The sequence below is a fragment of the Chryseobacterium sp. CH25 genome (assembly GCF_004119455.1).
Lineage (GTDB): Bacteria > Bacteroidota > Bacteroidia > Flavobacteriales > Weeksellaceae > Chryseobacterium.
Map to the genome: position 1 here is coordinate 126199 of NZ_NRQT01000009.1, position 13798 is coordinate 139996.

The following is a 13798-nucleotide window of genomic DNA, read 5'->3' on the forward strand; positions in this document are numbered from 1 at the left end:
ATAAAACAATAGATATAATAACTCTTTTAATAAGACTTCAGTGAAAATAAGCAACAAGAAAAAAGTAATGAATCATATGGTGTTACAATGGGGAGGAATTGCATTGCTTTTGCTGACGATTGCTGTTCTCAGGTATTTCAATTGTCATCAGTATTCCATAGGGTGTTTTGCGGCTGTTTTACTGATATTATGCTATGTTGTAGTAAAGAACAGGTTTGTATTCGAGTATGAGAACTCTGGAGAAGTTTTATCCATTAAAAGTTATCAATGGCCTTCCAGAGGAAAAAAATATCCGGTTTTTGAAATGCCTCAAAAAAAGATCTTAGATGTTAAGATCAGGAATATTTTATTTCAGAAGTACCTGATTATTCTTTTTTCAAATTCTTCAGGTAAGGTATTGAAGATGAATGTGGATATTACCTTTTGTTCTGCAGAGCAGGTGAAAATTCTTTTTGGAGATATCACAAAAAATCTGACAGGAAATAAGACTGAATCTATTTCTGAGGATAGATGATTAGGTTGTTGAATTGTAAATAAATAATAGGATGGAGAATTTAAAAGATATTCACATGGGGACTTTGGTGGATCAACGGGTACAGGAGCTGGCAGTGGATATAAGCAGAATATGCAATTTTTTTAAAGCAACAGAAAAAGAGATTGTAGAAATGTATTCTATGAAATCACTGGATACAGAGATTCTTTTAAAATGGTCTAAGTTATTGGAATATGATTTTTTCAGGCTGTATTCCAGCCATTTGATTTTGTTTGCTCCTGTGGCCGGTGTACATAAGAAAAAGAAGGAATCTAAACTGCCCCAGTTCAGAAAGAGTTTATATACAAAAGAAATTATAGATTATATACTGGAGCTTATAGAAAGCAAACAGAAGACAACTTTAGAAGTCATTGATCAATATAGAATTCCGAAAACAACCTTACACAAATGGCTAAGCAAGTACAAACCTTAAATACAGGACCTGATTACAAAAGAATTTATCAAGATTTTATTGCAGCTAAATGCCCTGATAAAAAAGAATCTGTAAAAGTATTTTTATCTCAAGACAGTTTGTCTCTATCGGATGTACTGAAAATCAACCGGATTATATTTTTTGATGGCTCATTTGAAAATCAAAAGTTTAAAGCATATGATAAGCAGGCTATTTTTGAAATCCTGAATTATCAGAAAAAACATCAATTAAATAATCGTCAATTAGCTCTTCATTTTAAATTAAGCAGAAATACAGTTTCTAAATGGAAGCGTATGTTTTTAATATAAGTGAAATGCTTTTCCTGTTAAAGTAATGGTATATGTTACTTTATTTTTTTCTAAGTTTTTATGAGTATATCTGGATTCAGATATACTTTTTTTTGATGCTTATCGGATGTACAATGGAAATTTTATGAACGTTGTTTTTCTTCATTTACCACACAAGACTTATAAAAACACAAAATCCCCGAATGACTTCGAGGATAAAAACTAATAACCATGAAAACTCAAATTAAACATGAGAATCGGGTGCAAATTTAATACAAATTATTTTAATGGGCAATTGTAGTTATCAATGAGTTATATTGTGAATTTCATTTGCTTTTTTAAATAGTATGTCAAGGGTATCATTTTTAATAATAAAAATGAATGGATGCCCCCATTAACACTAGGTTTTGTTATGAATTGCCTTTAAAATAGAAATTTTATAATAATGAATAATCCCTAAATAGGGATATGTGAATTATTATTTTTAAAAATCATTCATAATAACAATATTCTAAGTATATTTAACCTAATAATGAAATATTGTTAATAATATGAATAATTATCCAGTTCCTGATAATGAAAAAGGCAGAATTAAAAAACTGGAACTGTTTGATCTTCTGAATTTACCAAAAGATCCGCAATTGGATGTTTTTGCAGAAACAGCTGGCCTGATTACCGGTTGTTCTAATGCACTTATTGCCATTATGGAAAGTGAAACTCAGATCATACAGAGTTGTATTGGGATTTCTCTGGATTCTGTAGAACGTAAAAACACAGTTTGTCAGTATTCCGTTGCAAGTGGTGAAGCTGTAGTGATTAATGATACACTTCTGGATGAAAGATCATCCGCTAATCCGCTCATCCTGGCGGGTGGAATCCGTTTCTATGCAGGAGTGCCGCTTATTGATGATGAAGGATTTACATTAGGAACACTCTGTGTTTTCGATTATGAACCAAAATCTTTATCTGAGGATCAGGTTTCTACTCTTATAAAAATAGGAGATGCTGTTACCAAAATTTTAATGGGGCGGAGAAGGAATATTCAGGCAGAGTATTTCCAGCAGATCTTTGATATTTCCAATAATCTGATCTGTGTTATGGATAATCAGTTTATTCTTAAAGATATCAACCCTGCTTTTGAAAAAGCTTTTAATCTGAATAGAAACAAAGCCGTTGATCTGAATTTTTTAACGCTTTTAGGAAAACAGGATCAGGAGCTGAAAATACAACAAGATTTTCTTCAGGCAGAAGAAGATATCGTTTTTACAACCTCTACAAAGATTGGTGACCTGGGTCATATCATCATAGAGTGGTATCTGAAGAAAAATCAGGATCAGTCTGAGATCTTTTGCTTTGGAATCAATATTACCCAGCATATTGAAGAAAAACTTCATCTGGAAAGTTCAGAACGTCGTTTCAGAGGCTTTTTCGAGAATGCTATCGGGTTGATGAGTATGCATGATATGGAAGGCAATATTCTTGAAGTTAACGAGAAAGGGAGAGAAATCCTCCATTATTCTGCAGAAGAAGTTAACGGATTGAATTTGAAAGATCTGGTTCCGGAAAAAAACTGGCCATTACTTAAGGATTATTTACAAAGTATCAATCAAAACAAAGAAGTTTCAGGAACAATGATCCTGAAGACCAAAGAAGGTGATGAACTGATCTGGATGTATCATAACCTTGTAGAAATCAATAAATATGGTGAGCCTTATGTAGTGAGTACAGCTTTGAATGTAACAGAAAGAGTGAAGTTGGAAAGAGATCTGGTTTATGCAAAAAAAATGCTTGAACAAACCAGTTCGGTTGCACAGGTAGGAGGCTGGGAAGTTGATCTGAAAAATAACGCTGTGTTCTGGTCAAAAACAACCAAAGAGATTCATAAAATAGATCCAGAACTTCAGCCTGATTTTAACAGTGCTTTGGATTTTTATAAAGATGAAGACCGGGGAAAAGTAGAATACTTATTCAATAGAGCAGTATCTGAAGGAATACCTTATGATGATGAATTTCAGCTGGTATGCAATGATGGAACTCCAGTTTGGGTAAGAGTAAAAGGAATCCCGGAATTTGAAGATGGGGTTTGTATCAGAGTATTTGGAATTATTCAGGATATTGATGCTTTTAAAAATATTTATTTGGAACTGGCTAAGAAGGAGACGATGATGCAGTCTTTTGCTACCTATGTTCCTGTTGCTGTGGCAATGTTTGACAGGGAGCTTAATTACTTGTCGGTAAGCAGCAGCTGGAAGGAAGAATTTCATATGAACGACAGAGAACTGATAGGAAAAAATATTTTTGAAATCTCTCCCAATGTTCCGAAAGAAAGAAAAGACATCTATCTCAATGCCTTAAAAGGAAATGCTTATAAAAATGAAAATTTTATAGTAGAAACAGGGTTTAAAGAAGAACCTCAGCATTATGATCTGGAAGTAAGGCCATGGTTTTTATCTGATGGAGTTGTTGCAGGTGTAATTGTATCTGCTCAGAATATTACCCAGGCGGTAAAAACTAATGAAGAGCTTAAAAATGCTAAGAAAATGGCAGATATTGCCAGTAAAGCAAAATCCGAGTTCTTAGCGAATATGAGCCATGAAATCCGGACTCCTTTGAATGGAGTAATCGGTTTTTCAGAACTTCTGCTGAAGACTCCTTTGAATGAAATACAAAATCAATATCTCAATTATATTAATGAATCAGGAGAAAATTTACTCACCATCATTAATGATATTCTTGATTTTTCTAAAATAGAATCCGGTAAAATGGAACTTCTTATTGAAAAATCAAATGTTTATGATCTCGTAAGCCAGGTTATCAATGTGATCCTGTATCAGTCTCAAAAGAAGAATATTGAACTGCTTCTGAATATTGAACAGGGATTACCCAAAAACTTATGGCTTGATGAATCCAGACTGAAGCAGATTCTCATTAACCTTCTGGGAAATGCCGTGAAATTTACAGAGCAGGGAGAAATAGAGCTGAAAGTAGAAAAGCTGTGGATGAAAGAGGGGAATATATCTTTGCGATTTTCTGTACGGGATACCGGCATTGGAATTCCTGAAGAAAAACAGCAGCATATCTTTGATGCCTTTACACAGGAGAACAGCTCCATTAGCAAACGTTATGGCGGAACTGGCCTTGGGCTCACCATTTCCAATAATATTCTGGGGTATATGGGAAGCCATCTCCAGCTGAAAAGTATATTGCAAAAAGGATCTGTATTTTTCTTTGATATAGAAGTCCCTTATGAAATGTCTGAAACAAACGAAGATGAAGAACTGAAAATAGAAAAAGTACTCATTGTTGACGATAACGAAGCCAATAGAATTATCCTTCAGCATATGCTGGCTTATAAAAATATTGAATCAAAGCTGGCAGCTAATGGGATGGAAGCCCTTCAGATCTTATTGTCGGGAGAGCGTTTTGACGTTATTTTAATGGATTATCATATGCCTGTTATTTCAGGGCTTGAAACCATAGAAAAAATTAAAACATTATTCAATAATCAGAATGAAGCTTCTCCATTGGTTATTCTGCATACTTCTTCGGAAGAGCATGATGTTATCAACGCTTTCCGTCAGGAAGAAAATTCATATTTTTTATTGAAGCCCATCCGGTCAGAAGATTTGTACAAAACCTTGAAACGGGCAATGGACAATAATGATAAAGAAATGATTATAGTCCCACAGGAAGTACCGTCTTCTTTATCCATGCCTGGTCTTAAAGTATTATTGGTAGATGATAATCCGGTAAACATGGTTCTTAATCATAAAATGATGAAGTCTATTATTCCTGATGTACAGTTAACAGAAGCTGTAAATGGATTGGAAGCTTTGGAACAGTGCAAAAACAATCATTTTTCACTCATATTAATGGATGTGCAGATGCCTGTGATGGATGGTATTGAAGCAACAACACAGATTCGTTTACTGCCGGAATATCTCAATATTCCTATTATTGGAGTTACAGCCGGAACTATATTGGGGGAAAAAGAAAAATGTCTGGAATCCGGGATGAATGATTTCCTTCCTAAACCTCTGAGAAGAGCAGATCTTTTAGAGATGTTGAAAAAATATATACCCAATAGCAAGGAAGAGCCTGAAAAGGAATGGGAATCCGGGCATCACCTTGATATGGATCTGTTGAATGAACAGACCGGAGGTGATGAAGATTTTAAAAAGGTGTTTTTAGATCTGGTGATCAATGAACTTGAACAGGCAGAAAATAATATAAAATCTGCCGTATCAGAAAAAAATACGGATGATCTGAAAAAGATTCTTCATAAGCTCAAAGGAACTTCCGGAACCGCCGGATTAGTTAAACTCTCAGAAAAGGTCTTGTACTGGGAGTGTAAAACAGAGGACCATATGAATTTTTCTTCCATGCAAAAGGAAGTTCTTGATGAAATATCCGTAGGATTGAATTTACTAAAAGCGTTAATATAAAAAAACAAAAAACTATGTTGATTCTGATTGCAGAAGATGATGAATTGATTCTCAAAACCATTGAACACAAATTACTGAAAGAAGGACATGAAGTAATTCTTACCCGCAACGGAAAAGAAGCCATTGAAACACTGAAAGAAAAGGATGTTGATCTGGCAATTACGGATATTATGATGCCTTTCGCCTCAGGCATTGAAATCCTGACTGCTATTCAGGCGATGGGAAAACAGCTTCCTGTGATTATGCTGTCTGGTATGGGACAGGAAGAAGTGGTGCTTAATGCTTTTGACCTGGGGGCTTCGGATTTTATTGTGAAACCTTTCAGTCCTAACGAACTGATGTTAAGAATCAAAAGATTTATACCTAAATAAAATAAATATGCTGCTTACCACATCTGTACATTTTCTGTTTCTGGTATTCCTTGGAATGCTGTCATTAGTGCTGGTATTAATTATTATCGTGCTTTTTTACAGCCTTTTACAGTATAAGGAAAGTATGCGGGTATCTGGTTGGTTAAAGATCATCGATGCCAGGATATCAGAAGCTATTGTATATGATGAACAGGAGCTTAGTTCTGATGATCATTCAAAAAACTGGTAGATCATTCGTCGTTCAGGAATCTGTTTCTGAATAAATTAGTAGATTCTGAAAAGAAATTTTCCGGATCAGCTAAAGAAAGAATCAAAGACCTGTTTAAGCAGTATGGGCTTCATCGTGAAGCTTTAAATAAACTGGAGCAGAAGAAAACATATCTGATTGCGGGAGGAATACAGGAGCTTACAGTAATGGATTCAAAGGATGCTGTTCCTAAAATAGCCTCTTTTTTATCACATCCTTCCGAACAGGTGTATCAGGAAGCACAATATGCGATGGTAAGCCTGAAAGGATTTGAAGGGCTTGGGTTTTTGAATACGGCAACAGGTAAAATATCAGAATGGCAGCAGCTGAGACTTCTTCTGTCTGTTACAAAAATACCGGAGAATTCTGAAGCAACTATTGAAAGCTGGCTAAAAAGCACCAACGCTTCTGTTGTTATTTTTACCCTTAAACTATTGAGAAAGTTTCAGTTGCTTTCTTTTTATCCAATGGTGTTTTCTTTGATGGATCATTCATCCGTTGAGGTTAGAGTACAGGCTGTACAGACTCTTTTATCGCTGGAAAATTCTTTAACCATTCTTCAGTTTATTGAAATATATCCGGATCAGCCTGTTGAAGTTCAGCTGGAGATTCTTCGTGTTATGAAATCTTCAAAAGATAAGGCTTGTAATGGTTTACTTAAAGAAGAACTTAAGAATAGCAATATATCAGGAATTAAAGCGTTGGCTGCGGAAGCTCTTTTTTTGTTGGGAGAGCAGGAATATTTACAACAGTTGACGAAGGATGAAACATCATCAGAAGAGTTAATTCAAATCATTAAATACGCACTTCAGGAAAAAATATGTTAGAGTTTTCACATATCATTTATGAAATTGTCATATGGCTGTTTCTGCTGTATGGAACTGCTGTAACAATTATTTACGGCTGGATAGGAATTTATGCGCTTGGCGCTGTACTTCGGTATAAAAAAGAAAATACGTTTACAGATTACAGCATCATAGCAGCTAATCCCAATGCTCCTACGTTCAGTCTTATTGCTCCTGCTTATAATGAAGGGATGACCATTGTAGAAAATGTAAGATCCTTATTATCTCTTTATTACCATCATCTGGAGATCATTATTGTGAATGACGGAAGTAAAGATGATTCTTTACAGAAGCTTATAGAAGCCTATGAATTGGAATGTATATCCTTTTTTGTGCAGGGAAAGATAGAAACCAATAAGGTAAGAGGAGTTTATAAAAGTAAAAATCCGGCTTTTAAAAAACTTATCATTGTAGATAAAGAAAATGGTGGGAAAGCCGATGCGTTGAATGTCGGAATTAATGTTTCTTCCGGAGAATACCTGGTTTGTATTGATGTAGATTGTATCCTTGAGCAGGATGCTATTCTGAAATTAGCAAAACCTTTTTTAGAACAAACCGACAAAAAAGTTATTGCCTGCGGTGGGGTGATCCGCCTTGCAAACAACTGCGTTATTGAAGACGGAAAGGTGGTGAGTGTAAATATGCCCAGAACACTGCTGGGGAGAACTCAAGCCTTAGAATATATAAGAGCTTTTGTATTGGGAAGGATGGCTTGGTCACGGGCATCCGGATTAATCCTGATATCAGGGGCATTTGGCGTTTTTGACCGGAAAATAGTACTGGAATGCGGTGGTTATGATAAAAATACGGTAGGAGAGGATATGGAACTGGTGGTGAGGATGAGAAAGTATATGGAAGAAAAGAAAGAGCTTTATGAAGTATGCACCATCCCGGATCCATTGTGCTGGACGGAAGTTCCGGAAAGTAAAGATATTCTTAAAAAACAGAGAAACCGATGGATGCGGGGAACCATGGAAACCCTATGGAAGCACCGTAAACTGATGTTCAATCCTAAATATGGAAAGCTTGGAATGGTAAGTCTTCCGTATTGGTTTTTCTTTGAATTTTTAGGGCCTTTAGTAGAGTTTTTAGGCTATATTGTTTTCATTGTTTTCCTTTTGCTGGGGATTATAAACTGGCCATTTTTTGCCATTTTATTTGCCTTAGTGATTTCTATGGGGTTTCTGTATTCCATTTATGGGATATTGGTAGATTTGGTAAGCTATCAGGTTTATACCAAGAGAAAAGATTTTATTACATTAATAGGAACAGCCTTTTCAGAGCCATTTTATTTTCACCCAATTGTTGTGAAAGCTGGAGTAAATGGTTTTATAGATTATTTTAAAAAATCCCACGGATGGGGAGAAATGAAAAGGCAGGGCTTTAATCAGAATATTCAGAACTTACCTTTTAAAGAAAGAATTTCAGCTATTCTTAAAAATGGACTCAAAAAATGGGGAATGCTCTCTGTGGTTTTTTTGCTGCTGTTTTTAGTAGGGATAACTGCAGAATGGTTTTGGTACAGATATGCTCTTCCAGGATTGAATACAGATATAATTCTAACAGGTCTTTTCCTTAGGAATATTGTATTTGCCTGTAAGTTGCTATTCGGTTTGGGGATTATATATCTCATCATTAATTGTATAAAAGAAAGCTGGGCCAAAACGATGGCCTGGGTTGTATTGGGCTTTGTAGTCATTATGCAATATATCTTATTCCTGTATTTTTCTGAGACTCAGAATACCCTTGGTGCAGACTTTTTATACTACAGTAAAGATGAGATAGAGCAAATTCTGAAGGCTAGTGGAATGCTTAATGTCAAAAATTTTGCATTGTTGGGTATTCTGTTGGGAGCGACTGTAATTCCTTTATGGATGGCCGGGAAATCAGCTTTTAAATCAATGTACATAGGAATTGCCTTGCTGTGCATTGGTTTTGCAGCGTTCTTTATTCCTGATCATATTCTACAGTCTGACGCATTGAATAAAGCCAACACCTTTAGCCAGACGGCAGCAAAAAGTAAATGGGCCTATTTTTTTGTGTCTAATGAAGATAATTTTATCAGTGACCATCCTGAAATTACAGAATTATTAGGGAGTGCAGATAGCTTTACTGCGAATTCTGATGCATTGGATCAGGCGTACCCTTTCTGGAGAAAAGAAAATACGTCGGATTTTCTGGGACCTTATTTCAATACCTCTGCTGAAACGCCTAACCTTGTTTTTGTAGTACTGGAAGGGTTTGGCCATGCATATACCTCTCCCAAAGGTTATATTGGGAACTTTACCCCATTTCTGGACTCCTTATCACAGAAAAGTTTATTTTGGGAAAATAATTTGAGTTCGGCAGGAAGAACATTTGGAGCGCTGCCATCACTTACGGGATCATTACCTTTCGGGAAAAACGGGTTTTTGGAAATAGACAAAACTCCTGAGAATTTTAATCTTTATAATATTCTGAAGGCTAATAATTTTGAAACAGGATTCTATTATGGTGGTAATGTATCTTTTGACCGTTACAGGGGATTTTTAGAGTACAGTAAAGTGGATCATATAGTAGATCAGTCATCATTCGGAGGGTCTTACCAAAAACTTCCAGCAAACAATGGTGAAAGCTGGGGCTACGAAGATCAGGCGGTTTTCAGTAAAATGCTGGAAGGGAAACCGTCACAGAAACGTCCCTATTTCGATATGATTCTAACCCTTTCTACTCATAATCCGTTTTTGATTAATAACCGAAACCGTTATGAAAAGCTTTATAATGAAAGGATACAGTCGAAGTTTTTGTCTCCTCAGCAGAAAAAATGGGCTGCAGGTTTTAAGAATCAGTTGATATCTGTGGTGAATGCTGATGAAGCGTTAAAAAACTTTTTTCAAGACTACCGCAAACGTCCGGATTTTGAAAATACAATCTTTGTGATTACAGGAGATCACAGTATGCCGGAAATTACCTTGGAGTCTAATATTGACAGATTCCACGTGCCATTGTTGATCTATTCACCTTTGCTTAAAGAAGCTAAGCATTTTCAGAAAACGGTCAGTCATTTTGATGTTGCACCTTCTATTCTGGCTTATTACAGGAATAATTATAAATTACATACTCCTTCAACGGTTACCTGGGTAGGAAGAGGTCTTTCTGCTGACTCAGAAACCGACAAGGCTGATATTCCAATGATGCAGAGTAAAGACATGATGGTTGACTTTGTTTCCGGGAAATATTATCTTCATGATGGACAGTTGCTGGTTATTGATAATTCAGGATCTGATCCCTATCAGGATGATGCAGTACTCAAAGCAGTTAATAAAAAGTTCAGTCAGTTTAAAAGCATGAACTCAAGGTTTTATAATTCTAAAAAACTGATGCCGGATTCTGTAATGATTAATTTTATGAAGAAAAGCAGATCGAGATAACATAACAGACTAGAACTTTCTGGTGTAGCCTAAGGTAACATCAAACTGGCTTCCTTTGGTATTGGGCAAATATTCCTGGTTGTAATACATGGTCCCCAGAGAAAAAAGATTTCTTTTTACAGAGAAATTATATTCTGCACCAACCTTAAATGTTTTCAGTTTATATGTTTCATTTTCTAAAAGGTTATTTCGGTTTTCCTCCGGGCTTATTCCCGTACCGATCTGGAAGGCAAAATAATCCTGGGCGCTTTTGGTATAATACCTTACTGTTGCAGTATAGGAATGTGAAATATTTTTGTTGTCCGGAGTAATATAAGTACGCAGGTTGAACCAGAAATTTTTGTAGTATTTTCCTACAGCAGCCGTATACATCCAAATGTTGTTACTGAAATAAAGCTGTCGGTAACCGATCTCAGCCTCAAAGCTATGTGGTAAATTGGCATTTAAAGAAACCCCTGTACGGTATTTGGGGAATAATCCAACATCATTAGAGTAACCGCCGCCTACATACAGGTAGAAAGTTTTAGATAATCTTGGATAGGCCTCCAATTCAATCTGAGTTCCGTTCTGAGCAAACTTATTGGCATAATTTCCTCTGAGGATTACAGAACCTATGGGAGTAACTCTTTTGTAGCTTACGCCTACAATATGCCAGTCATCATCAAACTGTTTATCAAAGTGTGAGTAATTATAAGTAATGCTTACCGCATTTTTAGACGTGAGGTCATTGATTTTAACGGCAAGGCTGTTTGCTTCAGTATTTTTGGGATTGATAGCTAAAATAGTTTTAATGGCTTTCTTAGATTCAGTATATTGCTTATCTGCATAATATACCTTTGCTTTTAATAACCAGAGATCTTGAGATTGAGGATGGTAGGATAACCCTTTATCCAGTATTTCAATAGCTTTTGAGTACTGGTCATTCCAGTATTCCAGAGAAGCATAGGCTATGAAATAATCTTCATCTTTTACATCCCTTTTACCAAGGGCATCAAAAACAGATCTTGCCGACTCCAGATCTTTGTTCCATGTGTATATTCTTCCTAAAAAAATAGAAATATCCGTATAATCAGGAGATTTTTCAAGTGCCTGTTTAGCCAGTGCAATGGAAGTTGGATAATCTTTGTTGTCAAATGCTGCAGTTCTGGCCTTTACAAAGAGCTCATCTGCAGATAGGTTTTGCTGACTGTATATTCTTAAGGGAAGTAGCATTAATAAAGCAAAATATCCAAAATTTATTCTCATTGAAGTGAAATGGTTAGTTAATTTTACCGGTAAATTGTATCTTTATAACAAATATATTGAACTTTTTATATATATGGAATGTGATATGGAAGTCAAATTCGTTTTTTTATTTAAATATAATGTATTACTCGTATTAAATTTATAATTAAGTGTTATTGTGAATGATACTTAGTGGATAAAAGAGATAGCAATAGATTGTAAAGATTTAGATTTTCAGCGCAAAACTCTATCTATCTTAAAATACATACTGCTTTTTTCATTTCTATTTTATAATTTTTATTAAAACATGATAAACTCTATTACCCTCAATTTGCCTGCAGCAGGCAGAAAGAGTTTTTTTTTACTTCTTGCCACAATGCTCTCAGGAAGCTATTCCAAAGCCCAATCTGTGGGAGATGTACTCCTGAATGTAAACTATGAAAATGGTGCTCTCAACTCCGGAATTACAGAAATGAACGTCACAAATGCTACAGCAGCAGATGCTGTTTATATGGTGCAACCAGGAGCAACCGGTAATTACGCAATTGCCCATAAAGTAGTATACGGTGATCCTGGATATTATTCCAATGATAACTGGAGAAGTGAGAGCGCAACCAATCAGTATAAACCTGCCAATTTTTACCCTGGTGATGAGCGGCGTTATGAGTTCAGTGTATTGCTGAAAGACTGGACACCCTGGAAAATAGGAGATCCAACTAATGAAACCAATATATTTCAGTTGAAAATGTCCGGTGGAGCAGGGGTGCCGCTTCAGGTAAGGACGCAACGAAATGTCATGAGATTGAGATTTGCAGTAGATAATAACGTTCCTCCCGTAGATATTATCCCGGATGTAAGACCTTATGTAAATCAATGGATCCAATTCAGAATTGACGTGAAGTGGACGGATACCGCTACAGGGTACATGAAGACCTATATGAAATTACCTAACCAGAGTAACTATGTCTTGGTAGATGATAAAATAAATTATACCACTTATAATAAAGGCCCTGTTGGTGGAGATCACGGATATATTAAATGGGGAGTATATGTAACACCTCCGGATATTACACGTATTGTTTATCATGATGATATAAAAGTTATTTATTTGGGCGGACCGGTTGTGCCGGCTTTTAAACAGAAAACTGATGAAATAGTATATGCCAGCAAATCTAATTTGCCCCGGAGATAAATAATTTCAACTGTTATATGGGCCTGGAAGTTGTAAAAACTTCCAGGCTTATTTTTTGATAAATGGTCTCAGTGGTGAAATTCAGTGAATTCTACTGTGAAAATATTTTACAATCATTGGTAGGTATAGTAAACAGTCCAATGAAGAAAATGGATTTTGATGAATTGATCCCCAAAAGGGTATCAAAGAATTAATTGCAAAAAACTAATTAAGATTATAATTTGCAATCACCAGGCTCAATATAAAATGTACGTAATTCTGATCCGTTTCCTGTCTGTTGATCAGCTTGTTTTTATATTCGTAAGAATTTAATGCCTGTGTTAATTTCTGATAAGTCTCAAAATTGTCATCTTTAATTTTGACCCTTATATTACCGTCTTTTCTGTTAATAAGTTCATTGTCCAAGGTTCTTACTTTAAATAAAACGTTAGATAATTTTGGACGGAAATTCATAGCCCCGATATATCTTTCAACAATATTGATCTTGAAGGTATCAAATATGATGTTGTGAAAAACAATTTTAGAGTTAGGCTCCTGAGTATTGAGCTCGAGCTTATAATTCATTATAATTTAAATTTTAGTAAAGATAGGCTTCATTATACCAAATAATAATGCCTTGTTAATAGATCATTCTAATAATTGTGATAGTACATTATCTGTTATTGAAATGAATGAGTAAAGATAAAGTTTTTTCTTGATAAAAAAGTATGGAGAATGTAAATATAATGTATAAATACCAACTTGAGATATACAATAAAGTTGTGAAATACTTTGCTGTAAGGGCATTTGAAAATATTTTCAGAATTTAAATA

Annotated in this window: 11 protein-coding genes; 9 read left to right on the forward strand and 2 right to left on the reverse strand. The window is 35.3% G+C overall.

The window, feature by feature from the left end:
* Nucleotides 1-40: 40 nt before the first annotated feature.
* The 8 genes from BOQ64_RS18500 to BOQ64_RS18535 all read left to right on the forward strand — a co-directional run bounded on the left by BOQ64_RS18500 (nt 41) and on the right by BOQ64_RS18535 (nt 10570).
* Nucleotides 41-514 carry a hypothetical protein gene (locus BOQ64_RS18500; protein WP_129057210.1) on the forward strand — a complete coding sequence of 158 codons (474 nt, stop codon included), beginning with the start codon at nt 41-43 and terminating at the stop codon, nt 512-514.
* Nucleotides 515-545: 31 nt separating this feature from the next.
* A complete protein-coding gene (locus tag BOQ64_RS18505; RefSeq protein WP_129057211.1) occupies nt 546-965 on the forward strand; it encodes a transposase in 420 nt (139 codons plus the stop codon).
* Complete coding sequence (locus BOQ64_RS18510; protein ID WP_129057212.1) at nt 941-1273, forward strand: helix-turn-helix domain-containing protein; 333 nt, start codon at nt 941-943, stop codon at nt 1271-1273. Before BOQ64_RS18505 ends, BOQ64_RS18510 begins: the two co-directional genes overlap by 25 nt.
* A 530-nt stretch (nt 1274-1803) precedes the next feature.
* Complete coding sequence (locus tag BOQ64_RS18515; protein ID WP_129057213.1) at nt 1804-5697, forward strand: response regulator; 3894 nt, start codon at nt 1804-1806, stop codon at nt 5695-5697.
* A 14-nt stretch (nt 5698-5711) separates the two neighbouring features.
* Complete coding sequence (locus BOQ64_RS18520) at nt 5712-6068, forward strand: response regulator transcription factor (RefSeq protein WP_129057214.1); 357 nt, start codon at nt 5712-5714, stop codon at nt 6066-6068.
* Nucleotides 6069-6075: 7 nt separating this feature from the next.
* On the forward strand, nt 6076-6297 hold the full coding sequence (locus tag BOQ64_RS18525) for a hypothetical protein (protein ID WP_129059790.1): 222 nt from the start codon (nt 6076-6078) through the stop codon (nt 6295-6297).
* Between the two features lie 185 nt (nt 6298-6482).
* On the forward strand, nt 6483-7142 hold the full coding sequence (locus tag BOQ64_RS18530) for a hypothetical protein (protein ID WP_129059792.1): 660 nt from the start codon (nt 6483-6485) through the stop codon (nt 7140-7142).
* On the forward strand, nt 7136-10570 hold the full coding sequence (locus BOQ64_RS18535) for a sulfatase-like hydrolase/transferase (RefSeq protein WP_129059793.1): 3435 nt from the start codon (nt 7136-7138) through the stop codon (nt 10568-10570). Before BOQ64_RS18530 ends, BOQ64_RS18535 begins: the two co-directional genes overlap by 7 nt.
* A gap of 9 nt (nt 10571-10579) precedes the next feature.
* Here the strand turns inward: BOQ64_RS18535 and BOQ64_RS18540 are convergent, their stop codons facing one another.
* Nucleotides 10580-11815, reverse strand: coding sequence for a YaiO family outer membrane beta-barrel protein (locus BOQ64_RS18540; RefSeq protein ID WP_129057219.1), 1236 nt, complete (start codon nt 11813-11815; stop codon nt 10580-10582).
* Between the two features lie 286 nt (nt 11816-12101).
* On the opposite strand from BOQ64_RS18540, the gene BOQ64_RS18545 reads away from it, so the two are divergent.
* Nucleotides 12102-12986, forward strand: a complete 885-nt coding sequence (locus tag BOQ64_RS18545) for a heparin lyase I family protein (protein WP_129057220.1) — start codon at nt 12102-12104, stop codon at nt 12984-12986.
* A gap of 204 nt (nt 12987-13190) precedes the next feature.
* Here BOQ64_RS18545 and BOQ64_RS18550 read toward each other — a convergent pair whose 3' ends face one another.
* Nucleotides 13191-13550: a prevent-host-death protein gene (locus tag BOQ64_RS18550; protein ID WP_129057221.1), complete on the reverse strand. Its 360-nt coding sequence runs from the start codon at nt 13548-13550 to the stop codon at nt 13191-13193.
* Nucleotides 13551-13798: the final 248 nt, after the last annotated feature.

What these genes read in the sequence shown, in the direction of transcription:
- BOQ64_RS18505 (WP_129057211.1), top strand. Translation starts at nt 546, where the DNA reads ATGGAGAATTTAAAAGATATTCACATGGGGACTTTGGTGGATCAACGG.
- BOQ64_RS18510 (WP_129057212.1), top strand. Translation starts at nt 941, where the DNA reads ATGGCTAAGCAAGTACAAACCTTAAATACAGGACCTGATTACAAAAGA.
- BOQ64_RS18515 (WP_129057213.1), top strand. Translation starts at nt 1,804, where the DNA reads ATGAATAATTATCCAGTTCCTGATAATGAAAAAGGCAGAATTAAAAAA.
- BOQ64_RS18520 (WP_129057214.1), top strand. Translation starts at nt 5,712, where the DNA reads ATGTTGATTCTGATTGCAGAAGATGATGAATTGATTCTCAAAACCATT.
- BOQ64_RS18525 (WP_129059790.1), top strand. Translation starts at nt 6,076, where the DNA reads ATGCTGCTTACCACATCTGTACATTTTCTGTTTCTGGTATTCCTTGGA.
- BOQ64_RS18530 (WP_129059792.1), top strand. Translation starts at nt 6,483, where the DNA reads ATGGATTCAAAGGATGCTGTTCCTAAAATAGCCTCTTTTTTATCACAT.
- BOQ64_RS18535 (WP_129059793.1), top strand. Translation starts at nt 7,136, where the DNA reads ATGTTAGAGTTTTCACATATCATTTATGAAATTGTCATATGGCTGTTT.
- BOQ64_RS18540 (WP_129057219.1), bottom strand. Translation starts at nt 11,815, where the DNA reads ATGAGAATAAATTTTGGATATTTTGCTTTATTAATGCTACTTCCCTTA.
- BOQ64_RS18545 (WP_129057220.1), top strand. Translation starts at nt 12,102, where the DNA reads ATGATAAACTCTATTACCCTCAATTTGCCTGCAGCAGGCAGAAAGAGT.
- BOQ64_RS18550 (WP_129057221.1), bottom strand. Translation starts at nt 13,550, where the DNA reads ATGAATTATAAGCTCGAGCTCAATACTCAGGAGCCTAACTCTAAAATT.